29 protein-coding genes and 2 tRNA genes are annotated in these 26,192 nt (G+C 66.8%); 14 read left to right on the forward strand and 17 right to left on the reverse strand.

What is annotated here, in order from left to right; translation table 11 throughout:
- The first annotated feature begins 160 nt into the window (after positions 1-160).
- Together HZY97_RS06100 and HZY97_RS06105 are read left to right on the forward strand one after the other, a co-directional pair.
- Positions 161-841 (forward strand): response regulator transcription factor, encoded by a 681-nt coding sequence (locus tag HZY97_RS06100; RefSeq protein ID WP_180141718.1) that lies wholly within the window; start codon positions 161-163, stop codon positions 839-841.
- Positions 828-2,738 (forward strand): ATP-binding protein, encoded by a 1,911-nt coding sequence (locus tag HZY97_RS06105; protein ID WP_180141720.1) that lies wholly within the window; start codon positions 828-830, stop codon positions 2,736-2,738. The genes HZY97_RS06100 and HZY97_RS06105 overlap by 14 nt, the downstream gene beginning before the upstream one ends.
- Before the next feature lie 62 nt (positions 2,739-2,800).
- On the opposite strand, the gene HZY97_RS06110 is transcribed toward HZY97_RS06105, so the two are convergent.
- Positions 2,801-2,876: transfer RNA gene (locus tag HZY97_RS06110), tRNA-Ala, on the reverse strand.
- Between the two features lie 83 nt (positions 2,877-2,959).
- Positions 2,960-3,277 (reverse strand): TIGR02300 family protein, encoded by a 318-nt coding sequence (locus tag HZY97_RS06115; RefSeq protein ID WP_180141722.1) that lies wholly within the window; start codon positions 3,275-3,277, stop codon positions 2,960-2,962.
- Positions 3,278-3,379: 102 nt separating this feature from the next.
- On the opposite strand from HZY97_RS06115, the gene aroA reads away from it, so the two are divergent.
- The 4 genes from aroA (at position 3,380) to HZY97_RS06135 (ending at position 8,826) form a co-directional block, all read left to right on the forward strand.
- Positions 3,380-4,705: a 3-phosphoshikimate 1-carboxyvinyltransferase gene (gene aroA / locus HZY97_RS06120; RefSeq protein WP_180141723.1), complete on the forward strand. Its 1,326-nt coding sequence runs from the start codon at positions 3,380-3,382 to the stop codon at positions 4,703-4,705.
- Positions 4,702-5,685: a proline iminopeptidase-family hydrolase gene (locus tag HZY97_RS06125; RefSeq protein WP_180141725.1), complete on the forward strand. Its 984-nt coding sequence runs from the start codon at positions 4,702-4,704 to the stop codon at positions 5,683-5,685. Before aroA ends, HZY97_RS06125 begins: the two co-directional genes overlap by 4 nt.
- A gap of 59 nt (positions 5,686-5,744) precedes the next feature.
- A complete protein-coding gene (cmk, locus tag HZY97_RS06130) occupies positions 5,745-6,374 on the forward strand; it encodes a (d)CMP kinase (RefSeq protein WP_180141727.1) in 630 nt (209 codons plus the stop codon).
- Between the two features lie 70 nt (positions 6,375-6,444).
- Positions 6,445-8,826 (forward strand): HAD family hydrolase, encoded by a 2,382-nt coding sequence (locus HZY97_RS06135; RefSeq protein ID WP_180141729.1) that lies wholly within the window; start codon positions 6,445-6,447, stop codon positions 8,824-8,826.
- A 49-nt stretch (positions 8,827-8,875) separates the two neighbouring features.
- Here HZY97_RS06135 and HZY97_RS06140 read toward each other — a convergent pair whose 3' ends face one another.
- On the reverse strand, positions 8,876-9,169 hold the full coding sequence (locus tag HZY97_RS06140; RefSeq protein WP_180141731.1) for a hypothetical protein: 294 nt from the start codon (positions 9,167-9,169) through the stop codon (positions 8,876-8,878).
- 290 nt (positions 9,170-9,459) lie between these two features.
- Between HZY97_RS06140 and rpsA the strand changes: the two genes are divergently transcribed.
- The 4 genes from rpsA (at position 9,460) to HZY97_RS06160 (ending at position 12,257) form a co-directional block, all read left to right on the forward strand.
- Positions 9,460-11,172, forward strand: coding sequence for a 30S ribosomal protein S1 (gene rpsA, locus HZY97_RS06145; RefSeq protein WP_180141733.1), 1,713 nt, complete (start codon positions 9,460-9,462; stop codon positions 11,170-11,172).
- A 172-nt stretch (positions 11,173-11,344) separates the two neighbouring features.
- Entirely contained in the window at positions 11,345-11,623 is a 279-nt protein-coding gene (locus tag HZY97_RS06150; RefSeq protein WP_116838546.1) for an integration host factor subunit beta, read from the forward strand.
- A gap of 54 nt (positions 11,624-11,677) precedes the next feature.
- Positions 11,678-11,764: transfer RNA gene (locus tag HZY97_RS06155), tRNA-Leu, on the forward strand.
- Between the two features lie 97 nt (positions 11,765-11,861).
- On the forward strand, positions 11,862-12,257 hold the full coding sequence (locus tag HZY97_RS06160; RefSeq protein WP_180141734.1) for a RidA family protein: 396 nt from the start codon (positions 11,862-11,864) through the stop codon (positions 12,255-12,257).
- 49 nt (positions 12,258-12,306) lie between these two features.
- Here HZY97_RS06160 and HZY97_RS06165 read toward each other — a convergent pair whose 3' ends face one another.
- Positions 12,307-12,543 carry a hypothetical protein gene (locus tag HZY97_RS06165; protein WP_180141736.1) on the reverse strand — a complete coding sequence of 79 codons (237 nt, stop codon included), beginning with the start codon at positions 12,541-12,543 and terminating at the stop codon, positions 12,307-12,309.
- 263 nt (positions 12,544-12,806) lie between these two features.
- On the opposite strand from HZY97_RS06165, the gene HZY97_RS06170 reads away from it, so the two are divergent.
- A complete protein-coding gene (locus HZY97_RS06170; RefSeq protein ID WP_373684306.1) occupies positions 12,807-14,177 on the forward strand; it encodes an ABC transporter substrate-binding protein in 1,371 nt (456 codons plus the stop codon).
- A gap of 2 nt (positions 14,178-14,179) precedes the next feature.
- A complete protein-coding gene (locus HZY97_RS06175) occupies positions 14,180-14,593 on the forward strand; it encodes a DUF4112 domain-containing protein (RefSeq protein ID WP_373684307.1) in 414 nt (137 codons plus the stop codon).
- Here HZY97_RS06175 and HZY97_RS06180 read toward each other — a convergent pair.
- From HZY97_RS06180 to nadC, 3 genes are read right to left on the reverse strand one after another with little or no spacing between them, the layout of a single operon-like run.
- Positions 14,590-14,988, reverse strand: coding sequence for a hypothetical protein (locus HZY97_RS06180; protein ID WP_180141740.1), 399 nt, complete (start codon positions 14,986-14,988; stop codon positions 14,590-14,592). The genes HZY97_RS06175 and HZY97_RS06180 overlap by 4 nt on opposite strands.
- 50 nt (positions 14,989-15,038) lie before the next feature.
- Positions 15,039-15,761: a ribonuclease T gene (locus tag HZY97_RS06185; RefSeq protein ID WP_180141742.1), complete on the reverse strand. Its 723-nt coding sequence runs from the start codon at positions 15,759-15,761 to the stop codon at positions 15,039-15,041.
- Between the two features lie 11 nt (positions 15,762-15,772).
- Entirely contained in the window at positions 15,773-16,618 is an 846-nt protein-coding gene (gene nadC / locus HZY97_RS06190) for a carboxylating nicotinate-nucleotide diphosphorylase (RefSeq protein ID WP_180141744.1), read from the reverse strand.
- A 77-nt stretch (positions 16,619-16,695) separates the two neighbouring features.
- Here nadC and HZY97_RS06195 point away from each other — a divergent pair, with 77 nt between their 5' ends.
- Positions 16,696-17,688, forward strand: coding sequence for a phytanoyl-CoA dioxygenase family protein (locus tag HZY97_RS06195; RefSeq protein WP_257214937.1), 993 nt, complete (start codon positions 16,696-16,698; stop codon positions 17,686-17,688).
- Between the two features lie 7 nt (positions 17,689-17,695).
- Here HZY97_RS06195 and nadA read toward each other — a convergent pair whose 3' ends face one another.
- From nadA to HZY97_RS06225, 6 genes are all read right to left on the reverse strand, one after another.
- Positions 17,696-18,715, reverse strand: coding sequence for a quinolinate synthase NadA (gene nadA, locus HZY97_RS06200; protein WP_180141746.1), 1,020 nt, complete (start codon positions 18,713-18,715; stop codon positions 17,696-17,698).
- A 51-nt stretch (positions 18,716-18,766) separates the two neighbouring features.
- Complete coding sequence (locus tag HZY97_RS06205) at positions 18,767-19,510, reverse strand: hypothetical protein (RefSeq protein ID WP_257214938.1); 744 nt, start codon at positions 19,508-19,510, stop codon at positions 18,767-18,769.
- 81 nt (positions 19,511-19,591) lie between these two features.
- Positions 19,592-20,305, reverse strand: a complete 714-nt coding sequence (locus HZY97_RS06210; RefSeq protein WP_373684308.1) for a DUF4230 domain-containing protein — start codon at positions 20,303-20,305, stop codon at positions 19,592-19,594.
- The gene (locus HZY97_RS06215) at positions 20,287-21,156 is read right to left on the reverse strand and encodes an MBL fold metallo-hydrolase (protein WP_180141748.1); all 870 of its coding nucleotides are present in this window, start codon (positions 21,154-21,156) and stop codon (positions 20,287-20,289) included. The genes HZY97_RS06210 and HZY97_RS06215 overlap by 19 nt, the downstream gene beginning before the upstream one ends.
- A 155-nt stretch (positions 21,157-21,311) precedes the next feature.
- Positions 21,312-22,847 (reverse strand): M56 family metallopeptidase, encoded by a 1,536-nt coding sequence (locus tag HZY97_RS06220; RefSeq protein WP_180141750.1) that lies wholly within the window; start codon positions 22,845-22,847, stop codon positions 21,312-21,314.
- Complete coding sequence (locus HZY97_RS06225; protein WP_180141752.1) at positions 22,844-23,212, reverse strand: BlaI/MecI/CopY family transcriptional regulator; 369 nt, start codon at positions 23,210-23,212, stop codon at positions 22,844-22,846. The genes HZY97_RS06220 and HZY97_RS06225 overlap by 4 nt, the downstream gene beginning before the upstream one ends.
- Before the next feature lie 453 nt (positions 23,213-23,665).
- Here HZY97_RS06225 and HZY97_RS06230 point away from each other — a divergent pair, with 453 nt between their 5' ends.
- Positions 23,666-24,865: a hypothetical protein gene (locus HZY97_RS06230; RefSeq protein ID WP_180141753.1), complete on the forward strand. Its 1,200-nt coding sequence runs from the start codon at positions 23,666-23,668 to the stop codon at positions 24,863-24,865.
- Here HZY97_RS06230 and grxD read toward each other — a convergent pair whose 3' ends face one another.
- The 4 genes from grxD to HZY97_RS06250 form a co-directional block, all read right to left on the reverse strand.
- On the reverse strand, positions 24,866-25,189 hold the full coding sequence (gene grxD / locus HZY97_RS06235; RefSeq protein ID WP_180141756.1) for a Grx4 family monothiol glutaredoxin: 324 nt from the start codon (positions 25,187-25,189) through the stop codon (positions 24,866-24,868).
- A gap of 5 nt (positions 25,190-25,194) precedes the next feature.
- Positions 25,195-25,434: a BolA/IbaG family iron-sulfur metabolism protein gene (locus HZY97_RS06240; protein ID WP_180141758.1), complete on the reverse strand. Its 240-nt coding sequence runs from the start codon at positions 25,432-25,434 to the stop codon at positions 25,195-25,197.
- Complete coding sequence (locus HZY97_RS06245; RefSeq protein ID WP_180141760.1) at positions 25,434-25,757, reverse strand: DUF1476 domain-containing protein; 324 nt, start codon at positions 25,755-25,757, stop codon at positions 25,434-25,436. The genes HZY97_RS06240 and HZY97_RS06245 overlap by 1 nt, the downstream gene beginning before the upstream one ends.
- A 79-nt stretch (positions 25,758-25,836) precedes the next feature.
- Complete coding sequence (locus tag HZY97_RS06250; RefSeq protein ID WP_180141762.1) at positions 25,837-26,190, reverse strand: hypothetical protein; 354 nt, start codon at positions 26,188-26,190, stop codon at positions 25,837-25,839.
- Between the last annotated feature and the right edge of the window lie 2 nt (positions 26,191-26,192).

A 26,192-nucleotide genomic window follows, 5' to 3' on the forward strand; every position in this document is an offset into this window, starting at 1 on the left:
CAAATTGTACCGCCTGCGAAATCATGCGTATGTCGCTATTTATAGGGACAGGCTCAGGGCGTATCCGATGATACAAGCGCGAAAGCAGGGCGTTACCACGCGCCCAACATATCGCCGCTCCGTCCGCGCCGTGGAACGCGCGCCGCTCCAGGATGTACCGATGGCCGATGCCGCCCCGCCTCTGCTCAAGGTCGCGCTGGTGGAAGACGACATCGCCTTCCAGAACAGCTTCGCTGCGGCAGTGGGCAGCTCTACGGACATGCGGCTGATCGGCATGGCGCACAATGTCGCCCAGGCGCGCAAGATGCTCGCAGGCGACCCGCTCGACGTGCTGGTGGTCGATCTCGGCCTGCCCGACGGCTCCGGCATCGACGTGATCCGCGACGCGCACGCCGCCTGGCCCGATTGCGGCATCATGGTGAGCACCACCTTCGCCGACGAAAAACACGTGATTGCCTCGATCGAGGCTGGGGCTGCGGGCTATCTGCTCAAGGACAGCTCGCCCGAGAAGATCGCCGACGAGATCCGCGCGCTCCATGCCGGGGGTAGCCCGATCAGTCCGCGCATCGCCCGCCAGATCCTGCTGCGCTTCCGCCCCGCCGAGCCGGTGCCGCCGGCGGCGACGCTGGCGGAAGTGACGCCGATCGCCTCTCCCCTCTCGCCGCGCGAGCGCGAGGCGCTCGAACTGATCACCAAGGGCTTCAGCTATGACGAGATCGCCGAACTGATGCTCGTCTCGCGCAACACGGTGATGACCTTTGTGCGGCGCATCTACCAGAAGCTCGAGGTTAGCTCGAAGGCGGAGGCGATCTTCGAGGCCCGCAACCATGGTATCCTCTAGGACGCTACGGGCCTTCCTCGTCTATACGGGGCTGGCGGTCCTGCTTCTGACCCTCCTGTACATCTGCACGCAGCCCCGGGGCATCCACCTCGCCCGCGCCCAGCTACTGGTCCAGTACACGCAGGATTATCCGCCGCCTTCGCGCACGCAGGACTGGCAAGCCCTGGCGGGCCAGTGGCGGGAAGTCGAGCTGCCGCATGCGCCCAGGCCGAACATGCTGCCCGGAGGCGGTGACGCCGGCCTGCTGCCGACCCAGACCAGCTGGTATCATTTCACCCTGGATCCCGCGCAGGAAGCGCCGCACGGCGCCTATCTCTACATCCCGCGCTGGAAGACCGATGGCGAACTGGCGATCTATGTCGACGGCCGGCTATTCTGGCAGACCCACGCCAATCTCCAATGGAACGGCTCCAACCGCCCGCTGTGGATCCCGCTCGAGGAAGCGGCGGAGAGCAAGCCACCCCGGGACCTGCTGATCCGCATCCGCCATGTCCGCGGCATCGGCGGCGCGCTGTCGACCTTGTGGCTTGGCGACTATCGCCAGCTCGCCGCCGCCTATTACACGCGCGCCTTCTTCCAGGCCGAGCTGCCCTATATCAGCTCGGCGATGTTCCTGGCGACGGGAGTGTTCGCCTTCCTGATCTGGCTGCGCAGGCGCAGCGAGACGCTCTATCTTCTCTATGCGCTGATGACGCTCGTCACCTTCCTGCGCGTGATGCACGCCTATATGGGCGCGGACCGGCTTCCGGTGTCCGATGCGTGGTTCGGCTGGGTCACGGTCAACTCGGTCGGCTGGGCCGTGCTGGTCACGCATCTGTTCCTCACCGCGGTGCACCACCATCATGCCCGCTGGCTGACTGCGATCATCGCGATCATGTGCCTCGGCTTTGGCGGGATCACGCTGCCGCTGCTCAAGGGGGCACCCGACGCGACGATTGTATCGCCGCTGATGTACATCACCATGGTTTCGGTGGGCGCCGTCACCTACGTCCTGCACATCGTGTGGAGCCGGCGCGTCGGCAGTGCCGAGGGCGCCGGCCTCGCGATATGCGGCTTGCTCACCTTCGCGCTCGGTGGCCGCGACATGCTGCTGCAGAACAACATCATCAACATCGAGAGCCTGTTCATCTCCTTCTACGCCCAGATCGCGCTGATCATCGTCTTCTGCCAGATCATGCTGAGCCGCTATCTCAAGGCGATGAAGGCCGTCGCCGATTCCAACGTCGTGCTCGCCAGCCGACTGGCCGAACGCGAATCGGAGCTCAACGCCAGCCACCTCAAGCTGCGCGAGATCGAGCGGCGCGAAGTGCTGCTGCAGGAGCGCCAGCGGCTGATGCAGGACATGCATGACGGACTGGGCTCCTCGCTGGTCAGCACGCTGCGCATGGTCGAGCACGGCCATATCGACGAGGCGGACATCGCTCAGCTGCTCAAGGGCTGCATCGACGATCTCAAGCTCACCATCGATTCGATGGAGCCGGTGGAGACCGATCTGCTGCTGCTGCTCGGCACGCTGCGCTTCCGCCTGCAGCCGCGCCTCGAATCGACGGGCATCCGCCTGCGCTGGGAAGTCCGCGACGTGCCGCCGCTGGCCTGGCTCGACCAGCGCCACTCGCTCCATGTGCTGCGAATCCTGCAGGAAGCCTTCACCAACGTGATCAAGCATGCCGGGGCAAGCGAGATCACCGTCACCACCGGCGTGCGCGATGGCCAGGTATGCGTGGGAGTGGCGGACAATGGCCGCGGTTTCGACACCGCGGCGGAAGCGGCCGGCCGGGGCCTCGGCAACCAGGCGCGCCGGGCCGAAGTGATCGGCGGCTCGGTACTGCTCGAATCGGGAGCCGATGGCACGCGCTTCACGCTGCTGCTGCCGATCGAGGGGGCTGCTGCACGCTAGATTCGCGAGCGGCCGGGAAACGAAAAAAGCCCGCATTTCTGCGGGCTTTTTCTCGAGGGGAATGGTGGAGCCGAGGGGGATCGAACCCCTGACCTCTGCAATGCCATTGCAGCGCTCTCCCAGCTGAGCTACGGCCCCAAACCCCGGGAAGACGGGCGCTCTAGATGCGCCCTTCGGGTCTGGCAAGGACCTTTTTGGGGTCCCTGCCAATTTCCCGAAAATTACTGCTCGTCGTCGTCGCCGCCGGTCTCGACGCCCAGGTCGTCGTCGCCGCCCAGATCGACGTCGTCATCGGCCGAGGGCTCTTCGTCGTCGGCACCGATGTCCAGATCCTCGTCACCCAGGTCGGAATCCTCCGCCACGGGCTTCTCGGTCTTCACCACCTCGAACGGCAGCGGCTGCTTGGACTTGAGGATCGGTTCCGGCTCCCAGCTGTAGCTGCAGTTGATGCAGGTAACGGGCTCGTCCTTGGTCAGATCATAGAAGCGCGTTCCGCACTTCGGGCACGCGCGCTTGGTGCCCCATTCCGGCTTCACCATGTGTTGCCTCTTCGCCTTTCAGAATCTTGGATTTCGGGATGTTGTCCCGGAAAGTGGGGCGCGCCTTGCCATGCCGCAAGGGCGCTGTCAAAGCCGCGCATCATGTCCGGTTCTACTCCCCGCCCGCTCAGCATCTCCTCACGCGGCCCGCTCAAGGGCCATGTCACGGTTCCCGGCGACAAGTCGATCAGCCATCGATCGCTGATGTTTTCAGCGCTCGCGGTCGGCGAAAGCAAGATCGAGGGGCTTCTCGAAGGCGAGGATGTCCTGGCCACCGCGGCGGCGATGCGGGCGATGGGCGCGACGATCACCCGCGGCGAGGATGGCGTGTGGACGGTCAACGGCGTCGGCGTCGGCGGGCTGCTCCAGCCCGAGACCGCGCTCGACATGGGCAATTCGGGCACCTCGACTCGGTTGCTGATGGGGCTGGTCGCCAGCCATCCGATCACCGTCACCTTCACCGGCGACGCGTCGCTCTCGAGCCGCCCGATGGGCCGTGCGATCGAGCCGCTCAGCCAGATGGGCGCAGAGATCACCGCCAGCCCCGGCGGCCGCCTGCCGCTAATGCTGCGGGGTATCAACCCGGCGGTGCCGATCACCTATACGCTGCCCGTCGCCTCGGCGCAGGTGAAGTCGGCGGTGCTGCTCGCCGGGCTCAACACGCCGGGCATCACCCGCGTGATCGAACCGGTGCCGACTCGCGACCATAGCGAGCGGATGCTGCGCGGCTTCGGCGCCGAACTGACCGTCGAGGAGAGCCCCGAGGGCAAGATCATCTCGATTCGCGGCGAGGCCGAACTCAAGCCCCAGCACATCATCGTGCCGGGCGATCCCTCGTCGGCGGGATTCTGGATGGTCGCCGCGTCGATCGTGGCGGGCTCCGACATCACGATTTCCAACGTCTGCATGAACCCCACCCGCACCGGCCTGATCCAGGCGCTCCGCATGATGGGCGCGAGTATCGAGGAGGTCGATTCGCGCGAAGTAGGCGGCGAGCCGGTAGCTGACCTGCGCGTCCAGCATGCCCCGCTCAAGGCGATCGAAGTCCCGCCCGAGCTCGCGCCCAGCATGATCGACGAATATCCGATCCTCTTCGTCGCCGCCTCGGTCGCCGAGGGCCGCACCGTGGCGCGCGGCGCGCATGAATTGCGCGTCAAGGAATCGGACCGGATCGCGACGATGCGCGCGGCGCTGGAAGCGAACGGCGTCGTGACCGAGGAATTTGAGGACGGCCTGGCGATCTCCGGCACCGGCGGCGCGCCGATCCCGGGCGGCGGCGGCGCGGTCACCATGCTCGACCACCGAATCGCGATGAGCATGACTGTCGCCGGCCTCGCCGCCGCCGCGCCGATCGCCATCGACGATGTCGCCCCGGTGCAGACCAGTTACCCGGCCTTCTTCACCGTATTGGACAGCCTGACCGCATGATCCTCAATCGCCGCTCCTTCCTGGGCGGCATCGCCGCCAGCGCCATCGCCCTCCCCGCCTGGGCGCGGATGCTCGGCGAGATCCGGTTCGCGCCGGACAAGGAGCTGATGGTCCCGGTCGAGGGCGGCAGCGTCTATGTCCGCGTCAACGGCGATCTAAAGGGCCCACGCCCGCCAATCATCTATGCGCATGGTGGCCCGGGCGGCGATCATTCGGGGCTGCTGCCGCTCACGGCACTCGCCGGCGAGCGCGCGGTGATCCTGTGGGACCAGCTCGACAGTGGCCGTTCGGACGCGCCGCTCGATCCGAAGAATTGGCGCGTCGGCCGCTTCGTCGACGAGATCGACCGGATCCGCGACGCGCTGGGCATCACCCGCTGGCACGTCGGCGGTGGCAGCTGGGGCGGTACGCTCGCGATCGAATATGGCGCGAGGCGGCGGCCCGACACGGCGAGCCTGATCGTCCAGTCGCCTTTGGTCTCGACGAAAAGCTGGATCGCCGACGCCAATCTGCTCCGCTCGCAGATGCCGCCCGAGCAGCGCACCACGCTGGAGAAGTGCGACACCGCCGCCCCGCCCCCGGCCGCGACCTGCGAAGCGGCGACCTGGGACTTCTACCGCCGTTATGTGATCCGATCGAAGCGCGCCGACGGCATCGCCGAATACCGCGCCCGGGCGCCGCGCGATGCCGGCGACACGCTGTACAACCGGATGTGGGGCAAGGCCGAGTTCGTCTCGACCGGCACCTTGCGCGACTATGACGGCGAACCGCTGCTCAAGAAGCTGGATGGGCCCAAAACCCTCTTCGTGTGCGGCGAATATGACGAGGCCCGGCCGGAGACCGTCTCGCGGTTTGCCGCCGAGGTCCCCGGAGCGACCTTCAAGGAGGTTGCGGGATCGGCCCATTCGATCCTTTCCGACCAGCCAGAGGCCTATCTGGCCCTGCTTCGCGACTGGATGGCGCACCACGACGCGGTTTGATGCAGATTCGCGTCCGAATCGCTTGACGCAGCGCCTGCGTAACGCGAACGCTCAGACATATGATCATCGCAGTCGACGGACCGGCAGCCTCTGGTAAGGGCACCATCGCGCGCGCCCTCGCGCAGCATTACGGGCTGCCGCATCTCGATACCGGGCTGCTCTATCGCGCCGTCGCCGCCACCGTGCTGCGCGAGGAGCTCGATCCGGCCAAGGAAGCCGATGCCGTCTCGGCATGCAGCTTCGAGGATTATCTCCTCAATGACCCGTGGCTGCGCACCGACGAGGTCGGCAAGGCAGCGTCGGTGGTCTCCGCGCATCCGCTGGTCCGCGCCGCCCTGCTCAATCGCCAGAAGAAGTTCGCCCGGCAGAAGAGCGGTGCTGTGCTCGATGGGCGCGACATCGGCACGGTGATCGCACCGGACGCGGACGTGAAGTTGTTCGTCAAGGCGACCCCGATGATCCGCGCCCAGCGCCGCCATCTGGAGCTGCGCAAGCACGGCATCCTCACCAGCCTGGACAAGGTGCTCGCCGACATCCGCGCGCGCGACGAGCGGGACTCGCGCCGGTCCGAAGCGCCGATGCTCCAGGCGCCCGATGCAGCGCTGCTCGACACCAGTTTCCTGTCGATCGATGCCGCCGTGCAACGCGCGATCGCGATCGTGAACGGCAAGATGCACCCGCCCCAATAAGCTGGTTAACGGCTTTCTAACCATGACTGCTCAGTAATGTCCCGGAGGAACCAGGGGATTACCAATGCAGATGACGGTGCGTGCTTTCGAGATCGAAGGCCTGCTGGACAAGGCGCCTGAGGGCATTGAAGTCCTGTCGCTCGACTGTTTCGACACGCTGATCTGGCGCAACACCCATGCGCCGACGGACATCTTCGCCGATATTGAATTCCTTGGCGGCGGCGTGGAACCGCGCATGTGGGCCGAATCGCATGCCCGCAAGCGCGCACATCTGCGCACCGGTGCCCGCGAAGTGGGCCTTACCGACATTTATCGCGAGATGATGGGCAACGCCGACGATGCCGAGATCGAGGCCGCAATCGGCCGCGAGCTGGCGATCGAAGCCGATCACGCCTTCGCCTTCGCTCCCACCGTTGCGCTGATGCGCGAGGCCAAGCGCCGCGGGCTCAAGCTGATCATCGTCTCCGACATGTATCTGACCGAGCCGCAGCTGCGCGCCCATATCGCGGGCGCGGCGGGCGAGGACGTGCTGGCGCTGGTCGACCATGTCTTCGTTTCCAACGCGCACGGCGAAGGCAAGCGCGACGGCCTGTTCCCGATCGTGCTCAAGACGCTCGGAGTCGCGGCCGACAAGATCCTGCACGTCGGCGACAATCGCGCCGCGGACTATGACGCGGCGCACGAGCACGGCCTGCACGCCGTCCACTTGCTCCAGTTCGATTCGGACGCTGCTTCGCGCCTGCGCATGGAGGCGGCGACCGCGCTCATGCTCGATCCGCAGAGCGGCATCACCCGCCCGGTTGCCCAGCCGCACCGCGCGCAGATCGCGATGCGCAGCTCGGACGATCCCGCCTATATGCTTGGCCACGACATCGTCGGCCCGGGTCTCGAGACCTTCGCGCACTGGCTGAAGAACGAGCTCGACGAAGCCAGCGCCAAGGCCGGCCGCCCGGTCCGCCCGCTGTTCGTGATGCGTGACGGCTATCTGCCCTACAAGGTGTTCGAGGCGCTCTATCCCGAGATGGACGCGAAGACGGTCGAGATCAGTCGCTTCGTCGCGCTGCGCGCCAGCATCAAGGACGAGAAGTTCCTCGACCATTATCTCGAGGAATGGACCGAGCGCCTGCCGGTCCGCTCGCTTGCCCGCCAGCTGATGCTGTTCACCCATGAATATGCCAAGTTCGACAAGGGCGGCGACGATTACGAGGCGCACAAGCTCCACCGCCAGGCATTCGTGAAGTGGATCCGCAAGGATCGCGACATCCAGCGCAAGATCTTCACCCGCCGCGACGCCTTCCTGAAGAAGATCATCGCGCACCTCGCCGCCGCCGGCGTCGAGCAGGGCGACGCGATCATGCTGGTCGATATCGGCTATAACGGCACGGTCCAGAACCTGCTGACCCCGATGCTGGCCGAGGCGATGAACGTCAGCGTGAGCGGCCGCTACATCTTCCTGCGCGAGAAGCGCCAGTCGGGCCTCGACAAGCGCGGCATGATCGATGTGCGCAACTTCGACTATCGCACGCTCCACGCGCTTTCGCGCTCGATCGTGGTGCTCGAGCAGCTGTGCAATATCGAGCAGGGCTCGACGATCGACTTCGACGCGGACGGCACGCCGGTGCGCGAGAAGATAGACGCCAAGGCCGCCAGCAATGCCTCGCGCGGCAAGGTCCAGGCCGCGGCCCTCGATTTCGTCGCCGCCGCCGGCAACAGCCGCGTCCGCGCACCCCGCGCCGATGACCTGGCGAGCCGCTGCCGCGCCGCCGCGGCGAGCTTCGCCCGCCTGTTCTTCCTGCCGAGCGCCGGAGAAGTGGGCGTCTTCGAAAGCTTCGACTTCGATTACAACATGGGCAGCGCCGCCTCGGTGACGCTGGTCGACAAGGGGCGCGGCAAGCACGGCCTGCGCCGCCGTGGCCTCACCTTCTACAATGATCAGCTGCCGCAGTTCATGTCGGCCGAGCTCCAGGCCCAGGGCCTGCCGGTGAGCCTCGCCAACTTCACCGCGTCACGCTTCAAGCTCGACCTGCGCTCCACCGATTTCGAAGTCGGCGGGCTCCAGGTGCCGGTGATCCTCGCCGGTGCCACGCAGCAGGGCGTGATGGACTTCACCGCCTGGCCGACCGCCGAGGGCTATTATCATCTCCGCGTGCCGGTGGGCCCGCAGCGGCCGGTGGTCGCGGTGCAGCTCGGCCAGGTCTGCGAATGGGTTCAGGTCGAGGAATTCGGCTTCATGCCGCTCGAGGACATGTGGGACGGCAAGTCCGCGTCGACGATCGCCGCCAAGGCGACCGCCGACGCGATGGAGCAGATGAGCCCCGGCCTGTTCCGCGCCACTCCCACCGGCGTGCTGATCGCTGCGCCGCCCGAGGGCAGCGAGCCGATGGTGCTGTCGCTGGTGTTCCGTCCCGTCGTCGCCCGCAAGGCGACCGCGCAACTGCGCGCCGTGGCCTGATCTTCCGTCCCTTCCCCACCCCGGCAGGGTGGGGGCGACGACAGCGCCCTCAGACCTTGATCTGAATTTCGCCGCCGGTAACGTCCGGATCGGTGAAGCCGCGGATGATCTGCAGCATGCCTTCGGTGCCGAACAGCTGGTAGAGCGTGAACAGCCCCTGGGCGAGATCGCCGCCGAAGCGGAAGGAGAAATGATCCATCCCGCACTCGGCCATCTCGACCGGCCCGCCCGAATATTGCAGTTCGACATTCTTGAAGCTGCACTTGCGGTAGCTATTGCCGTCCAGCGTGACCGTCACGCCTTCGAAATGTTCGTTCTCATATTCCATCGTCATGTCTCGCATGGCTGGGCTCAAAGGCCGCACCTCGCATCCCCGCTGCCGCTTCGCAATGCTTGCGGCAAAAGCCGGTTTCCGCTAAGGCGCGCGCGTCCGGCGGGCGGTGCTCGCGGAGGAAGGCGCGGAGAGGTGACTCTCACGCGCCCTTTTCGCTTTAATCGGCGGTCTGCTTTTTCCTCTGCTTGTCATCGCGCATCGGATGCCGCGAACGGCGATCGGCCGCCGCGGCAAATCTGGCCCCAAGACCGCCGGACCCAACCGGTTGGCCGGAAAAACTGAAGTAGGAACTCTAACACATGGCCACTACGGCAAACCCGAGCCGCGACGATTTCGCGGCACTGCTCGATCAGACGCTCGGCGGCGCAGAAAGCTTTGAAGGCCGCGTCGTCATCGGCACCGTCACCGGCATCGAGAACGACCTCGCCGTCATCGACGTCGGCCTGAAGTCGGAAGGCCGCGTGCCGCTGCGCGAGTTCGCAGCGCCGGGCCAGAAGGCCGACCTGAAGGTTGGCGACGAAGTCGAAGTCTATGTCGACCGCGTCGAGAACGCCAATGGCGAAGCGATGCTCAGCCGCGACCGCGCCCGCCGCGAAGCCGCCTGGGACAAGCTCGAGGGCGAGTTCGCCAAGACCGCGCGCGTCGAGGGTGTCATCTTCGGCCGCGTCAAGGGCGGCTTCACTGTCGACCTGTCGGGCGCAGTGGCCTTCCTCCCGGGTTCGCAGGTCGATATCCGTCCGGTGCGTGACGTCACGCCGCTGATGGACATCCCCCAGCCCTTCCAGATCCTCAAGATGGACCGCAAGCGCGGCAACATCGTCGTGTCGCGCCGCGCCGTGCTCGAAGAGACCCGCGCCGAGCAGCGTTCGGGCCTCATCCAGAGCCTGGCCGAGGGTCAGATCATCGACGGCGTCGTCAAGAACATCACCGATTACGGTGCGTTCGTTGACCTGGGCGGCATCGACGGCCTGCTGCACGTCACCGACCTGAGCTACAAGCGCGTCAACCACCCGTCGGAGATGCTGGGCATCGGTGACACGGTGAAGGTGCAGATCATCCGCATCAACCGCGACACGCAGCGCATCTCGCTCGGCATGAAGCAGCTCGAGAGCGATCCGTGGGATGGCGCCGCCGCCAAGTACCCGGTCGGCGCGAAGCTGTCGGGCCGCGTGACCAACATCACCGAATATGGCGCATTCGTCGAGCTCGAGCCGGGCATCGAAGGCCTGGTTCACGTCTCGGAGATGAGCTGGACCAAGAAGAACGTGCACCCGGGCAAGATCGTCTCGACCTCGCAGGAAGTCGAAGTCGTGGTGCTCGAGGTGGACGCCGAGAAGCGCCGCATCTCGCTCGGCCTCAAGCAGGCCCAGGGCAATCCGTGGGAGGCCTTCGCGGCTGCCCATCCGGTCGGCACCGAAGTCGAGGGCGAAGTCAAGAACGCCACCGAGTTCGGCCTGTTCATCGGCCTGGACAACGACGTCGACGGCATGGTCCACATGTCGGACATCGCCTGGGGCATTTCGGGTGAAGACGCGCTCAACCTGCACCGCAAGGGCGAGACCGTGAAGGCGATCGTTCTGGCGGTCGAGCCGGACAAGGAGCGCATCTCGCTCGGCATGAAGCAGCTCGAGCGTGGCGGCGTCGCCGCAGCGGGCTCGACCGATTCGGCCGATCGCCTGAACAAGAACCAGGTCGTCACCGTCAGCATCCTCGAAGTCCGCGACGCGGGCCTCGAAGTGCAGGTCGGCGACGATGGCGCGACCGGCTTCATCAAGCGCACCGATCTCGGCCGCGACCGCGACGAGCAGCGTCCGGAGCGCTTCCAGGTCGGCCAGAAGCTCGATGCGATGGTCACCGGCTTCGATCGCTCGAAGAAGCCCACCTTCTCGGTCAAGGCGATGCAGATCGCCGAAGAGAAGCAGGCTGTGGCGCAGTATGGCTCGTCCGATTCGGGCGCGTCGCTGGGCGACATCCTGGGCGAGGCCCTCAAGGCCCGCAGCGAAAAGAACTAAGACCTTGGGACGGGGAGCGGCAAAAACCGCTCCCCGTTTCGATTAGACCTGATTATCATGGGTTAATCGGCAATCTTCGCCTTGATGAAGATTGGTGAACGGGGCTAGAGACCGCAAAGGGATTGAGCGCGCGGCGGAAATCGCGGTCCGCTTGCGCAAAGGGAGGTTGCGGATGATCCGCTCGGAACTGGTTCAGTTGCTGGTGCAGGACAATCCGGGCCTTTCGGTCCGCGAAGTCGAAAAGATCGTGTCGGTCTTCTTCGACGAGATCGTCGGGCGCCTGCAGGAAGATGGCCGCGTCGAGCTGCGCGGCTTCGGCGCCTTCTCCACCCGCGCACGCGATGCGCGCACCGGCCGCAACCCGCGCACGGGCGAGACGGTCGAAGTCGACGCGAAGCGCGTCCCCTATTTCAAGCCTGGCAAGGAAATGCGCATCAAGCTCAACGTCTGAGCGGTGCGCACCGCTTGACGCCGGCATCCCCATGCGCTTGGCAATGGGGCGGATGCGGACGTGGCGGAACCGGTAGACGCCGGAGACTTAAAATCTTCTGCCCTTAGGGGCGTGCGGGTTCGAGTCCCGCCGTCCGCACCATTATTGTCCCCGCAACGATTTCGGCAGGCAGCGCCTGGCTGCCGGCTATTGTGTGCAGGCCATGTAGCGGGGGCAGCCGAGTCGCGCGAGGAAGCTAATGACCAACGCCATTGAAGCGATCAGCAGCCCCAACACCGCACCGCCGGGCGGCCATTACAGTCCCGCCGTTGCGGTCGGCGACCTTGTCTTCATCTCCGGTCAGCTGCCGATCCTGCCCGATGGCAGCCACACCGCCGATCGGGACTTTGACACGCAGGCAAAGGTCGCGCTCGACAATTTCCTCGCCGTCGCGGCAGCGGCGGGTGCCGGGCCTGAAGATGTAGCGAAGGTCACCGTCTACGTCGTCGGTATCGACAACTGGCCGCGCTTCAACCGCCTCTATGCCGAGCGGATGGGCGCACATCGCCCGGCGCGGGCGGTCGTGCCGGTGCCCGAACTGCACCATGGCTATCTGATCGAGATCGAGGGCGTCGCCCTGCGCAGGCACAGCTGAACGGCCCGCCCATGAACCAGGCAGGCCGCTCCGCCAGATTTAAATCAGCCTAGGGGCTGTCGGGGCTGTCGTCGCTATCGGTAGCGATAATCACCCCGCCCGCGACGATTGCAATCAGCCCGATAACCGCGATGATCGGCACACCGGCGATATCGGACTTATGCTTAGAAGCGGTGGCTGCTCGCAGAGAGAGCTTCGAAGCCGGCGCACCCGGCGCGGCAAGTGCCGGCGCAGCGGCCAGCGAGAGGATAGCGACGGCGGCTGCCGCACGACCTAGGATACGCATAACATTACACTCCCTTTCGAGACATAACGACAAACACACGCGCGCCCGCTCCGGTTCCCGATGCCGCATTGCAGCACGACGAATCGGTGCTGCTGCAGGACAAGCGCCGGGGGTTGGCAGCCGGTGCCCGGTTCCATACACCTGCTTTCACCCTGCCCGGATGTCTCTGAATGCGCCTCTACCCCTCCTGTCTGCTTCCCTTGCTCGCGCTTGCGGCGTGCGGCGGTGGTGCGGGACAGCGACGGGACGATACCGCGGTGGTAGTGAGCGCGATCGGCGCAGGCAGTGCACTCGCCGATCCCGATGCGGGCGCGCTCGACCCCGCCCGCCGCGCGCTGCTGGGGGCAACGGCGCAGGGATTGGTGCGCTTCGATGCCGGCGGCCAGATCGAGCCCGGGCTCGCCGAGCGCTGGATCGTGATCGACGATGGCCGCAGCTACATCTTCCGCCTGCGCGACGACGCGACCTGGCCCGATGGCGAGGCGGTAACCGCCGAGGAAGTGGTGCGCACGCTGCGCCGGGTGATCGCGCCGCGCTCGCAGAACGCACTTTCGCCCTTCCTCGCGGTGATCGACGAGATCGTGGAAATGACGCCGCAGGTGATCGAGGTGCGGCTGAAGCGCCCCCGCCCCGATCTGCTCAAGCTCTTCGCCCAGCCCGAAATGGCGGTGTTCCGCCTCGGCAAGCTCGACGGTAGCGGCCCGTTTCGTGCGTCTGCGCGCGGGGGTGGCATCGTGCTGCGCCCGGCGCCCGGTCCCGGCGATGGCGAGGATGGGGCAGTGCCCCGCCCCCAGGAAACGCTGCTCTTCCGCGGCGAGCGCGCCGCCGCCGCGGTCGCGCGCTTCCGCGAGGGTCAGTCCGATCTCGTGCTCGGTGGCAGTTTCGTCGATTGGCCGCTGATCGACGCGGCCGGCATCGCCCAGGCCAATGTGCGGCTGGATGGCGCCTCGGGCCTGTTCGGGCTCGCCGTGGTGTCGCGCAGCGGCTTCCTCGGCGATGCCGCCAATCGCGCCGCGGTTGCGATGGCGATCGACAGGCCCACGCTCACCCACCAGGTCCATCCTGATTGGGCGCCGGTGGAGGCATTGCTCCCCGCCCAGCTCGATTCGGCCGCCGCCCCGGCCCAGCCCGGCTGGGCGCAGTTCAACCTCGGCCAGCGCCGGCAGAATGCGCGCGCTACGGTCGCCGCGTGGAAGCGCGGACATCCAGGACCAGTCACGCTTCGTATCGCCCTGCCCGCCGGCCCCGGCGCGACCCTGGTCTGGTCGCGGATCGCCGAGGCACTTTACGCGATCGGGATCACGCCGGAGCGTGTTGGTGCAACTTCCCCCGCCGACCTGCGCCTGATCGACGCAGTCGCCCCTTATGACAGCGCGCGCTGGTTCGTCGCCACCGCCTGCCAACCCTGCTCGCCCGAAGCCCAGGCGCTGGTCGATGCTGGCCGCGAGGCACCCGATCTCGATGCCCGCGCCCAGCGGATCGCCGAGGCCGACGCGGCGCTCACCGCCGATGGCGCCTATATTCCTATCGCCCAGCCCCTCCGATGGTCTATCGTCGCGCTCAGGCTTCAGGCGTGGCAGGGGAACGCACGGGCATGGCACCCGTTGAACCACCTGCGCAACGAGACGAGGTAAAGGTGGCGAAAACGACGCGGATGGCTTCGGCAGCCCTGCCTTTGGGCCGGCACGCACAGGATGTGCGCCGCCGGATCGAGATGATGGAGCATCTGCTCGAGCGCAGCATCCCCATCCCCGGCTTCAAGTCCAAAGTGGGCCTCGACGCGGTGCTGGGCCTCGTTCCGGTCGGCGGCGACGTGATCGCAGCGCTGCTCGGCCTCTACATCGTCTGGGAAGCCCGCAACCTGAAGATGCCGGCGACGACGATGGCGCGGATGCTCGGCAATGTCGGCTTCGACTGGCTGATCGGCCTGGTGCCGGTGGTGGGCGATGCGGCGGACTTCGTGTTCAAGTCGAACACCCGCAACCTCAAGCTGATCAAGCGCCACCTCGACAAGCACCACCCGGGCACCACGACGGTCAACCACCGCTAACTGAAGGTCTCTTCGAGCAGTTCGGGTGGGTCGGGCGCCTCGCCGCGCAGCCATGCGTCCGCATCCGGGCGGAAGAGCAGCCACATCAGACCGAACTGCGCCGCGAGGGAGAGGACGATAAAGCCTGTCCGCCAGCTAAGGAGAAGGGTGCCGAGCACCCTTATCTCCTCGCCTATCACGTAGAGCAGGTATGCCGTGCCGAGCCCCAGCAGCGCCGCGAAGGTCGTGCGCGCAGCGCGGCGCGGGCGCACCATGATGAAATGGCGCAGGACGAGGTTGAGCGCGAGATGCAGCGCGATCGCCCCGAAGGTCACGACCGCGAACGACGCGGGAAGATAGGCTCCGCTCAGGCGATCGAGCACGACCCAGATCTCAAAGCCGATGGCCACGACCATCCAGAGCAGATAGCCAGCATTGAACCGGCGGATCGAAGCCGGCCGCACGCTCAGCGTCGCCCGCTACCGCGCCAGATCTTGAGCGTGTTGCCGTCCGCCGCGCCGCCGCTGCCGGCCTTGCAGCGCTCATAGCGCAGGCCTGTGTCGAGGCAGAGCCACAGCTCGTCGAGCCAGTCTTCCTTGGTCACCGTCACGCGGATCGCCCCGGCGGGGATGTTCGGGTTGGCCGCGGCGAAGCGGGCCTTGAACTGGCCCACGGTCAGGTCGCCGCGCGAGAGCCTGTCCATGTCCGGATAACGGACCTTGTCGTAAAGCAGCTTGGCCGTGCCAAAGAAGGTGGCGGGCGACATCGTCGTGCAGGTGCCGTGCTTGGCCCATTCGTGCTGGATCAGTTGGGCCGAGGGCGTGGTGCAGAGCATCTGCTTGATCTGCGCGGGCGGCAGGATGCGCGTGTCGGCGCAATATTGCGGCCAGGTCTTGCCAACCCCATCCGGCCACAACCCGTGCAGCGTGAAGCCGAAGCGCGCGCTTCGCCCACAGCGGAAGCGATTGTCCGGATCGCCACCATTCGCGCGGCACAAGCCCGGGTTCCAGGTAAGCGCCAGCGTGTACGAGCCGATCGGCAGGATGCGGCGCGGCTGGCTGGCGTCGGGCAGGTCCGGACGCGGGCGCAAGCTTACGCCCGCCGGGCGGCAGACCAGGGCCTGGGCCGAGGCGATGCCGGGCAGCAGCGCGAGCCCCGCGCCGAGCAATCCGAGAGCCAGCTTGCGCATTGCCACTTTCCTCACTCCTGCCCGAAATCCAGGCCGATATCGGCCGCCGGCGCCGACTGGGTCAGCCGGCCGACGCTGACATAGGTCACACCGCTCTCGGCGATCGCCCGGATCGTGTCGAGCCGCACCCCGCCCGAAGCTTCGGTCGGCACGCGTCCGCCGACCAGCGCCACAGCCTCGCGCAGCGTCTCCGGGCTCATATTGTCGAGCAGCAAGTGGGTGGCGCCTGCGTCGAGCGCCGGCGCGATCTGGTCGATCCGGTCGACCTCGACGATGATGCTCGCGATGCCCGCAACGACGGCGCGGCGTACCGCCTCGCCCACCGATCCGGCGACGGCGACATGGTTATCCTTGATCATCGCCGCGTCCCACAGGCCCATGCGGTGATTGGTCGCGCCGCCCATCCGCGTGGCGTATTTCTCGAGCACGCGCAGCCCCGGCAGCGTCTTGCGCGTGTCGAGCAATGTCGCGCCCGTCCCTTCAATGGCATCCACATAGCTGCGTGCCATGGTCGCGATGCCCGACAGATGCTGCACCGTGTTGAGCGCCGAACGCTCGGCGGTGAGCAGCGCACGGGCCTTACCCCGGATGCGCATCAGATCGGTTCCCGCCACCACGCGCTCGCCGTCCTCGACGAGCCGCTCGATCTCGACCTCGGGATCGAGCGCGCGGAAGAACGCCTCCGCGATCGGCAGCCCGGCGACGATGATCGCGTCGCGGCTGTCCATCACCCCGGTGAACACCGAATCGGCGGGGATCACCGCCGCAGAGGTGATGTCACCCTTGTCGCCCAGATCCTCGGCAAGCGTGGCAGCGACAAAGGCGGGAAGGTCGAAATGATCGAGCGTGAAGGCCATGCCCCGCCTCTAGCCCGGCTCGGCCCCGGTTTGAACTGGAATTGACCACAAGGCGCCTCGCAAGGCAGGTTCCGGCGATGGCCGATGCCGAACCCGTCCCCTTCCCCAAAGTCCGCCGGCTGCACGGCTATTGGGAGCGGCGCCGGCAGTTCGTCTCCTCGCCACCCGAGGAGTGGATGGCAGACAATATCCTGCTCGACGCGCTGGGGCTGGGGATCGAGCAGACGGCTGAGTTCTTTGCCGCCGGTCCATCCGATTTCGCAGGCTTTTGTCGCTGGATCCTGGCCACCGCCGGTCGGCCCGATCCGCTGGTGATCGCGCGCTATCATGCCGCGCTCGACAAGGCCCCGCCCCCGCCCGGCATCGTCGCCCGGCTCGCCGCGATCGACGCGATGCCGCCTTCATTGGACGCGGACGATCTCGCCCATTGGGAAACCCAGGGCTATGTGATCCTGCGCGGGGCGATCACGCCGGAGGAAGTCCAGGCCGCGGCAGCGCTGCTTTGGGAGACGGTGGGCGCTGATCCGGCCGATCCCGCGACCTGGTATTCACAACGCAGCCAGGGGATGATGGTCCAGCGCTTCCAGCACCCCGCGCTCGACGCGGTGCGGCGCTCGGCACGCGTGCACAAGGCCTTCGCCCAACTCTGGGGCACCAGCGACCTGTGGCCGCATGTCGATCGGTTGAGCTTCAACGCGCCGCTCCGCCCCGGCCGCAGCTTCGCCGCACCGCGTTTGCACTGGGACGTAAGCCTGGTGCCGCCGATCCCCTATGGGATGCTGGGCGTGCTCTATCTTGCGGATACGGCCGAGGACCAGGGCGCGTTCGAGCTGGTGCCCGGCTTCCACCACGGGCTGACGGAATGGGTGGCCTCGCTCGGCGATGCCGATCCGCGGACCGTGGACCTGAGCGGCCAGGCGGCGCGCGTGCCGGCCGGCGCGGGCGACCTGATCATCTGGCGCCACGACCTGCCGCACGGCGCCAGCCCGAACACCACCGACCGGCCGCGGCTGGCGCAATATGTGACCTTCTATTCGGCGAGCATGGGGGTGCAGCCGGAGTGGCGGTGAACCGGGATCAGTCGCCCTTGGTCGGATCGCCGCCGATCGCGCCAAGATCGCCCTGTCCCACCGTGGCGCTCGCCATTTCGAGCATCCGGTCGAGGCTCTTCTTGGCCTCGAGGCGCAGCCCCTCCTCGATCTCGATGCGCGGCTCGAGGTCGCGCAGCGCGAGGTAGAGCTTCTCCATCGTGTTGAGCGCCATGTACGGGCAGATATTGCAGTTGCAGTTGCCGTCCGCACCGGGCGCGCCGATGAAGTTCTTGCTCGGCATCGCCTTCTGCATCTGGTGGATGATGTGCGGCTCGGTCGCGACGATCAGCGTGTCGCCGGCCATCGCTTGCGAGAATTCGAGGATGCCGCGCGTCGAGCCGACATAGTCGGCGTGGTCGAGCACGTGCGGCGGGCATTCGGGGTGCGCCGCCACCGGGGCGCCGGGGTGCTGTGCCTTGAGCTTGAGCAGCTCGGTCTCGCTGAAAGCCTCATGCACGATGCACACCCCCGGCCACAGCAGCATGTCGCGGCCGATCTTGCGCTTCAGATAGCCGCCCAGATTCTTGTCCGGGCCGAAGATGATCTTCTGGCTCTCCGGGATCTGCGCCAGAATCTTCTCGGCCGAGGAGCTGGTGACGATGATGTCGCTGAGCGCCTTAACCTCGGTCGAGCAGTTGATATAGGTCAGCGCGATATGGTCCGGGTGCGCGGCGCGGAAGGCGGCGAACTGGTCGGGCGGGCAGCTGTCCTCGAGCGAGCAGCCGGCATTCATGTCGGGCAGCACCACGATCTTCTGCGGGCTCAGGATCTTGGCGGTCTCCGCCATGAAGCGCACGCCGCAGAACGCGATCACATCGGCGTCGGTCTCGGCGGCCTTGCGGCTGAGATCGAGGCTGTCGCCGACAAAGTCCGCCAGGTCCTGCAGTTCAGGCTTCTGGTAATAATGCGCCAGGATGACCGCGTTGCGCTCCTTGCGCAGCCGGTCGATTTCCGCGCGGAGGTCGAGCCCGCTCAAGCTGCCGCCGATGCCGTTACGCGCGTCCATGATCACCTACTCCCTTGCCCGCGCCGCACATGGCCCGGGCAAGGCGCAGGTTCAAGGCCAACGCGCAGCCATAGGCCGTTCGGCACCGGGGGTGCCCGCTACCACCGCCCGCGCGATCGTCTCGCCAAGCGGCGAGAAGGCAATCGCCTGCGCCACCAGGAAAGTGCCCGCCATCGCGCCGAGGCCCCAGAGCCAGGCGGGATGCACGCGGCCGCTGCGCTTCCAATCGACCGCCATGCCGATCAGCGGGAAGATCGACGGCGCGATCAGCGCCGCGACGGTCCACGACCAGGGGATCATGAACGGCACCGGCAACAGCCGTCCGAAGCCTGGCCCGGTAATCGCCGCCATCGAGCAGAGCATCAGCCGGCGGTGCCAGTCCGAGCGTTTGCGCAGCGCGAAGCCGGAGAGCGCCAGCCCGCCGAAGCAAAGCAGGCCCGCAGGATTGCCGATCAGGAACTCGGGCAGCGCGAAGAAGGGCGGGCCGCCATGGTCACGTACAGAATAAAGGACGATCGCCATCCCCATCGCCACCATCATCGGCACCCAGACGAGCGCGATCCAGCCAAGCTTGCGGTGGAGGCGCAGGTTCTCGGTGGCGATCAGCAGGTTCTGGACGAGGAAGATCGCGATCCAGCCCATGAACACGAACGCATGGACATGGTAGATCAGCGGCAGCCCGAAGCTCGACCGGCCCGCGGCAAGGTTCAGCGAGAAGCCGCCGATGATCACTGCGATCATCGCGAGCGACAGGATCAGGAAGAAGCGATCGCGGCGGTGTGCGACGCGCGGCATCGGTTCGGCAAGGCTCGCCATTGCTCAGTCCCCCAACTGAAAGCTGCAATGGCGTGAAGCTACCGTATCTGCCGCAGCCGCTCAACGGCTGTTGGAGAGCACGTCCTCGGGTCGGCGCGATTCGTCCCAGCGTTCGGTCGGGCGATTGGCCTCGTCGGGGAAGATCACCTGCACGCTGGCATCGATCCCCGCCGCCTTGAGCGGCATGACGAAGCTGCTCTCCACCGCCTTGCGCGTCGCGTCGCGCGCCATGCGCATATAGGGGCCGGACTGGGCCTGCTTGAGCAACTCCACCTGCCCCGCCTTGCGATTGGCCTCGTCGAGCTTGCCGCCGACATCGGTGACCGAGAGCAGGATGCCGCCATTGTCGTACTGGCGGATATTGTTGAGATCGACGGCGGGATCAGTGGGCTCGACCTGCGGCAAGGTGACCGTCAGCCGCTTGGCCGCCGCGTCCCACACCACATCCTCCTGGCGCAGCTTCGACAGATCGACTTCGTAGCGCACGCTGCCGGGCATGATCATCGTCTTCTGGGCGGTGAAGCCGAGCTGGCTCTGCTTCGACGTGACCACCGCGACGAACTTGGCGGCAAAGGCGGACAGGCGGTTCTGCTCGCGCAGCCCCTGCAGGCTGGCCTGCGCCACAGTCTCGGGCGTCGGCCCCTGGAATTGCTGCTTGATCGTGTTGCCGAGGAACCAGAAGCCCGCGCCGATCGCCAGCACGATCACCAGCAACGCGCCGACCAGCTTCAGGCAGCCCCCACCACCGCCCTGCTTCACGCTGTCGTCTTCCACGCATCGCCCTCCTCGATGACGAGCCCGCGGTCGCGCAGGTCGATCAGATGCGCCAGCACCGATCGTCCGGCCGCGCCGGTCAGCCTTGGATCGAGCCCAACATACATGCGCGCCACCAGATCGGGAACCGCGCCGGTGCCGGCCTTGAGCAGGCGCAGTATCTGCCCCTCGCGCTGCTTGCGGTGCCCGATCAGCCCGCGCACGAAGCGGTGCGGCTTCTCGACCGGCTCGCCGTGCGCCGGGAAATAAATGCGGTCCTCGGCGCGGCCCATCAGTCTGTCGAGGCTGGCCATGTAGGCCGCCATGTCGCCATCGGGCGGCGCGACCACGGTGGTCGACCAGCCCATGACATGGTCACCACTGAACAACGCGCCGCTTTCCGGCAGTGCGAAGCAGAGATGGTTGGAGGTGTGGCCGGGCGTTGCGACCGCGGTGAGCGTCCAGTCCGGCCCGGTCACGCTCTCGCCATCCGCCAGCACGCGATCGGGCACATAGCTGGTGTCGAACGCCGCATCGGCGCGCGGTCCGGCATCTGCGAGCGACAGCGGCGCGCAGCCGATGATCGGAGCGCCGGTCAACGCCTTGAGCGGCGCGGCGCCGGGGCTGTGGTCGCGGTGGGTGTGGGTGCACAGGATCGCCACCAGCTTGCGCCCGCCGATCGCAGCGATCAGCGCGTCGATATGCGCGGGGTCGTCCGGGCCCGGATCGATCACCGCAAGCGCGGTGGTGCCGACCAGATAGGTCTGCGTGCCGGTATAGGTGAAGGGCGATGGGTTCGGCGCCAATATGCGCGTCACCAGCGGATCGAGCGCCATGGCCAGCCCGGTCGGGGCGTCCGCGATGATGTCCATATCCCGCAAATGGCCTGTGCCGCGCCGCAGCGCAAGGCCGGCCCCATCCGCTAGGTCCAAAACGAAACGGGGCCGGCCGAGAAGGAGATCGGCCGGCCCCGTCCGAAAGGCGCTCGTGAAAGGGGCAATTTTAACGAGCGCCCTTCCCCTCAGTATCAGTCGTCGCGCCCGCCGGACTTCTCGACTTCGGCGATCGCCTCATCGATGCCCTTCAGCGCCTTGGCGCGCTGCTCGGCGCTCAGGTCCGGCTGGCTCTCGATCGAGCGGCGCGCCATGCGCAGGCCCATCATCGCCGAGTTCATGCCCATCCGCTTGGCGTCGAAGGCGACCTTCTGGGCGTTGACGGTGATCTTCTCGATGCGGTTCGAGCAGATGATCATGATCTTCTTGCCGCCCTCCTCGCGATTCACGATCACCGGCTTGCCGTCGCTGGTGTCGGCGCACTTGCCGTCGCGGATTTCGGGAACATTGACGCGGATCTTGTCCATGTCCGGCATCTCGTTCTCGGTCTGGCTGCCATCGGCATGGACCATGACGATCTTGGTGACGCGCTTGCCGTCCTTCGCCTTTTCGTCGCCCTTGCCGTCCGAACTGACGGTGTAGCTGTAGGTGCGGACCTTGACCGGGCCTTTGGGCTCGGCCGGCGCCTCGGGCGCGGCGGGCTCGCTCGGCACGGCCTGCGGCGCCGGCGGGGCGGGCACGTCCTGGGCGAGCTTGATGCCGGTGACATTCTCCACCTTCACCTTGATCGTCTCGGCAGCCTGGGTGCCCGAGGCAGTAAGGCCAAGCGCGGCGAGGCCAAGCGCACCGGTGCCGACCAGGCCGATGGCCAGGCGTGCCGGGGTATTCTTATGGGTCTTCGAAAGCATGCGGAGCCTCCCTTTGACTTCGTTGATTGTGTGCAGATGACATGCCGCCGAGACCGCACCCCCATGCGCGGACTTGACGATCGCACGGCCATAAGCATGGCGCAGTGCCTGGGCGCGGCCGGCGAGCACGAGGGCGTCGCAGGCCATTTCCTGGTCGGCGCGGAAGGCGCGGAACGCCCTCCAGGCAACCGGGTTGAACCAATGGAGAGCGAGGACGATCAGCGCGACCCAGTTCGCGATCAGATCGCCGCGGACGTGGTGGCCAAGCTCATGGGCCAGCGCGAGGTCGCGCTCCTGCTCGTCATAGCGCTCGGTGAAATCGCACGGGAAGGCGACATATTTGCGCCAGACCCCGAAGGCGAGCGGACCGTGGACCGCATCGGTCTCGATCACGCGCACCCGACCCTGCGCCACGGTGCGATCGACCCGCGCGGCCTTGAGCAAGCGGCGGCAGTGCCTGGCATGGGCGATCAGGTGATAACCGAGAAAGGCCAGCCCGCCGACGACCCAAAGAGCCAGCGCCACGAATATCCAGTCGATAGACGAGACGACCGCCGTGCCGGCGACCGGTGTGGAAGAGAGCGAGATCGGCTCGACGACATAATAGGCGATGACGTCGCTCGCCGCCGCCATCGGGGCGGCAACGCTCTGCTCGCGCCATTCCTGCGGCAGCGCCGGCAACAACATCCTCGCGACCGGCAGCAGCCACAGGGCATAGGCGATGTTCGCGCCGAATGCGCGCCGTACCGGCCCGCGGATCGCCAGCACCAGCAGCATCAGCAGCGTGGTGGCGATGAGCATCTCGATAGCCCAGCCGATCATTGCTTCAACTCCCGCAGCAACGCCTCGATTTCCGCGATGTCCTGATCGGTCAGCTGATCGCGCTCGGCGAGATGCGCGACGAGCGGCGTCAGCTTGCCACCGAACAGCCGGTCCATCAGCTTGCGCGATTCACCCGCGACATAGTCGCCGCGCACCACCAGCGGACGGTAGAGGTAGCGGCGCCCCTCTTCCTGGTGCGCGATGATGTTCTTGGCGAGCAGCCGCCCGAGCAAGGTCTTGACCGTATTGGCGCTCCAGCCGCGCTCCGCGGGAACGCGCTCGGCCACGTCCTGGGCGCTGAGCGGCGATTCATCCCACAGCACTTCCATCACGGCGTGCTCGGCGTCGCTGATCCGTTCGGTCATCATTCCCTCTTCACATGACTACTTGTGTAATCGTCACGATTACGTCTGTAGTCAAGCGGGTGAACGCTGGCTGAACGATTTCTGACAGCTTTCACGCGAGGAACAGCGCCAAGCCCTCCGAAACTGTCGGAATCGCTTACAAGTGCGGGGGCTGGTTAAAATCGGCTAACCAGCAAGATCCGCGGAAAACTGCGGTTCCGTGGAACTGGCATGAGGGCTGCAGAGTATAAGGCACCCCAAGCGTTCAACGCTTCATAGGGTGGGTCGACCGCTACTTCCCCGGTCTCGCGTCGACCCACCCGACCCGGGTTCTCCCCATGACAGCATGATGCCTTGACGCCGTGACGTCACACCATGGCGGCGCGCAGCCATGACGTCATCAATTGCCACCCAAACAGACTATTCGCCTCGCATGCCTGCTGGTTTATGCAGGTGTTCCTGAGGGGGCACCGCATGACCGACTCGCGCACCGATATTGCCGTAACGCCACCTGCAACCGGCAGGGACCGCCTCACCCGGCTTGCGCATTCGGCGAAGACCGGCGCGCTCAAGCTCGCCGGCACGGTGCGCACCGAGGCGGGGGAAGCGATCGAGGCGGCGGGCGTCTCGGTCGCGCGGCTGCACCGGCGGATGATCCTGGTCATCGCGGGTCTGATCCTGGTGCTGCTGCTCGGCGCCGTGTTCCGTGCGCTCGGCATGGCCTGGATGAACTATGCCCTGATCGCGCTGGTCGGGCTCGGCGCAGCCTGGGCCTTTCTCCAGCCGATGCACCTGGCCGGAATGCTGCTGGTCGGCGGCGGTGTCGCGGCGCTGCGGGGGATGGGTGACGCCGGCGCAACTGTCCTCGGCTATGCCAAGCTGCTGGGCCGCGTCCTGCTCGCGCTGCTGGTGCCGCTGCTCCTGTTTGCGCTGGCGCCGGGCGACCGTTCGCTGGGCGCCTCCCTGCCCTTCCTCGTGCTGGCCCCCTTCGTGCTGCTGGCGAGCTGGATGTTCGGCAAGCTCTCGCCCAAGGTCGAGCAGGCGCTGTTCGTTGCGCTGCCGCTCGGCGCGCTGCTCATCGCGCTGGGCAACATGCTGGTGCCCGAGCGCACCCTCGCCGGGCTCGGCGTTCCCGCCTGGTTGCGTGCCGGGCGCCCGCAGGACGAGGAACTGGCGACGGTAGAACGTCTCCGCGTCGAACGGGCCAATGCGTTGCGCGCCGAACAGCTTCGCGCGATCCGGCGCAAGCTCGAGGCGAACCAGCCGCTCGATGCCGCGGACGAAGCCGTGATCCTGGCGGCGCAGAAGGATCGCGTGACGCTCACCGGCTGGTTCGGCGATCGCTACACGGATCTCGCCAAGCAGGTGAAGGGCTTGGCCGCCGTCCCGACCCGCGCAGTCGCCGCCCCGGTGGTGCCACCGCCGGGCACGATCGTGGCGCCCGGCAAGGGCTGGTCGGCGCGCGTGGTGGTGCCGGCGGGCTTCCGCCTCTGTCACAGCGGCGCGTTCCGGGCGCAGTGCCACCCGACGGGTAAATCGGCAGGACTATGGATTGAAGGCGCGCAGCGCTGCCTCGACACGGCAACGGACGCGATGCGCTTCCGGGGCAGGCGCGCCGCCACGACGATAGACTATCGCTTCGTCGCGGCGGGCGCTTCCTGCGCTAGCCGGTAATCAGGCGGCCTTGCTGTCGGCCAGCAACTGGGCAAGCTCGCCGCTCTCGTACATCTCCATCATGATGTCCGAACCGCCCACGAATTCGCCCTTCACATAGAGCTGCGGGATGGTCGGCCAGTCGGAGAATTCCTTGATCCCCTGGCGGATGCCCTGGTCCTGGAGCACGTCGACGGTCTCGAACTCCGTGCCGAGATGGGTGAGGATCGCAATCGCGCGGCTGGAGAAGCCGCACTGCGGGAACAGCGGGCTGCCCTTCATGAACAGCAGCACGTCATTGGCGTCGACCAGCGTCTGGATGCGCGCCTGGGTATCGTCGGTCACTTCACTCACTCCTCGACAGGCGCTTCGGTGGTGAGCTGGAGCGCGTGCAGCACGCCGCCCATGCGCCCACCGAGCGCGGCATAGACCGCCTGGTGCTGGCGCACTCGCGGCATGCCCTTGAACATCGGCGCGACCACGCGCGCCGCATAATGATCGCCGTCACCGGCGAGATCGGTGATCTCGACCCGGGCATCGGGGATGCCGGCCTTGATCAGCTCCTCGATCTCGGTGGCAGCCATCGGCATCAGATTTCGCCCATCAGCTGGCGGCGCGCCTCGACCGACTGCTCCTCGATCGCGCGACGCACGGTCGCTTCGTCGGTCTCGACACCGGCGGCGAGCAGGTCGCCAAGCAGCTTGCGGATCACGTCCTCGTCACCCGCTTCCTCGAAATCGGCCTGGACGACCGCCTTGGCATAGGCATCGGTCTCTTCCGGAGTCAGCTTCATCTGCACCGCGGCCCATTGCCCGACCAGCCGGTTGCGGCGGGCGGTGACGCGGAAGGCCATGTCCTCGTCGCGCGCGAACTTCGCCTCGAATGCCTTTTCGCGATCGTCGAACGTGGTCATTGCAGTCCCCTATATGGCTTTGGTGCGGAGATAGGGGGGCGATGGCCGGAGGGCAAGCGAAGCGCGAACGCTTAGCGGGTCACCGCCATTTGTCGGCAGCCCAGCCGATCGACATCAGCACGGCGACGCCGATCAGCAGCCACACGCCCATCAGCACCCGCCAGTCCCTCCGCCGGAATCGCCAGAGCAGAGCCGCCAATGCCAGGTTGGCGACCACAAGCGCAGCCAGCCCGCCTGCGCCAAACTGCCCGCTGGCTTCGCGTGGAAATAGCTGGAGCAGGCTCATGAGAAGAAAGAGCCAACAGGCGCTGGCCAGCAGCAAGCCCAGGGAGCGGAGTGCTTCACGCCGGAGCAGCCCCACGAGGCCGCCTGCTGTCTCGACCGCGCGCATTTCGCCCCGGAAGCGCGCGATGCTCTCGTCTTCCCCCGCCATGG

The sequence above is a fragment of the Sphingomonas sp. R-74633 genome (assembly GCF_013416555.1).
GTDB lineage: Bacteria > Pseudomonadota > Alphaproteobacteria > Sphingomonadales > Sphingomonadaceae > Sphingomonas.

Excerpts from the sequence above, each read along its gene's own strand:
- HZY97_RS06100 (WP_180141718.1), top strand. The coding sequence starts at position 161 with ATGGCCGATGCCGCCCCGCCTCTGCTCAAGGTCGCGCTGGTGGAAGAC.
- HZY97_RS06105 (WP_180141720.1), top strand. The coding sequence starts at position 828 with ATGGTATCCTCTAGGACGCTACGGGCCTTCCTCGTCTATACGGGGCTG.
- HZY97_RS06115 (WP_180141722.1), bottom strand. The coding sequence starts at position 3,277 with ATGGTGAAGCCGGAATGGGGCACCAAGCGCGCGTGCCCGAAGTGCGGA.
- aroA (WP_180141723.1), top strand. The coding sequence starts at position 3,380 with ATGTCCGGTTCTACTCCCCGCCCGCTCAGCATCTCCTCACGCGGCCCG.
- HZY97_RS06125 (WP_180141725.1), top strand. The coding sequence starts at position 4,702 with ATGATCCTCAATCGCCGCTCCTTCCTGGGCGGCATCGCCGCCAGCGCC.
- cmk (WP_180141727.1), top strand. The coding sequence starts at position 5,745 with ATGATCATCGCAGTCGACGGACCGGCAGCCTCTGGTAAGGGCACCATC.
- HZY97_RS06135 (WP_180141729.1), top strand. The coding sequence starts at position 6,445 with ATGACGGTGCGTGCTTTCGAGATCGAAGGCCTGCTGGACAAGGCGCCT.
- HZY97_RS06140 (WP_180141731.1), bottom strand. The coding sequence starts at position 9,169 with ATGCGAGACATGACGATGGAATATGAGAACGAACATTTCGAAGGCGTG.
- rpsA (WP_180141733.1), top strand. The coding sequence starts at position 9,460 with ATGGCCACTACGGCAAACCCGAGCCGCGACGATTTCGCGGCACTGCTC.
- HZY97_RS06150 (WP_116838546.1), top strand. The coding sequence starts at position 11,345 with ATGATCCGCTCGGAACTGGTTCAGTTGCTGGTGCAGGACAATCCGGGC.
- HZY97_RS06160 (WP_180141734.1), top strand. The coding sequence starts at position 11,862 with ATGACCAACGCCATTGAAGCGATCAGCAGCCCCAACACCGCACCGCCG.
- HZY97_RS06165 (WP_180141736.1), bottom strand. The coding sequence starts at position 12,543 with ATGCGTATCCTAGGTCGTGCGGCAGCCGCCGTCGCTATCCTCTCGCTG.
- HZY97_RS06180 (WP_180141740.1), bottom strand. The coding sequence starts at position 14,988 with ATGGTCGTGGCCATCGGCTTTGAGATCTGGGTCGTGCTCGATCGCCTG.
- HZY97_RS06185 (WP_180141742.1), bottom strand. The coding sequence starts at position 15,761 with ATGCGCAAGCTGGCTCTCGGATTGCTCGGCGCGGGGCTCGCGCTGCTG.
- nadC (WP_180141744.1), bottom strand. The coding sequence starts at position 16,618 with ATGGCCTTCACGCTCGATCATTTCGACCTTCCCGCCTTTGTCGCTGCC.
- HZY97_RS06195 (WP_257214937.1), top strand. The coding sequence starts at position 16,696 with ATGGCCGATGCCGAACCCGTCCCCTTCCCCAAAGTCCGCCGGCTGCAC.
- nadA (WP_180141746.1), bottom strand. The coding sequence starts at position 18,715 with ATGGACGCGCGTAACGGCATCGGCGGCAGCTTGAGCGGGCTCGACCTC.
- HZY97_RS06205 (WP_257214938.1), bottom strand. The coding sequence starts at position 19,510 with ATGCCGCGCGTCGCACACCGCCGCGATCGCTTCTTCCTGATCCTGTCG.
- HZY97_RS06215 (WP_180141748.1), bottom strand. The coding sequence starts at position 21,156 with ATGGACATCATCGCGGACGCCCCGACCGGGCTGGCCATGGCGCTCGAT.
- HZY97_RS06220 (WP_180141750.1), bottom strand. The coding sequence starts at position 22,847 with ATGATCGGCTGGGCTATCGAGATGCTCATCGCCACCACGCTGCTGATG.
- HZY97_RS06225 (WP_180141752.1), bottom strand. The coding sequence starts at position 23,212 with ATGACCGAACGGATCAGCGACGCCGAGCACGCCGTGATGGAAGTGCTG.
- HZY97_RS06230 (WP_180141753.1), top strand. The coding sequence starts at position 23,666 with ATGACCGACTCGCGCACCGATATTGCCGTAACGCCACCTGCAACCGGC.
- HZY97_RS06240 (WP_180141758.1), bottom strand. The coding sequence starts at position 25,434 with ATGCCGATGGCTGCCACCGAGATCGAGGAGCTGATCAAGGCCGGCATC.
- HZY97_RS06245 (WP_180141760.1), bottom strand. The coding sequence starts at position 25,757 with ATGACCACGTTCGACGATCGCGAAAAGGCATTCGAGGCGAAGTTCGCG.
- HZY97_RS06250 (WP_180141762.1), bottom strand. The coding sequence starts at position 26,190 with ATGGCGGGGGAAGACGAGAGCATCGCGCGCTTCCGGGGCGAAATGCGC.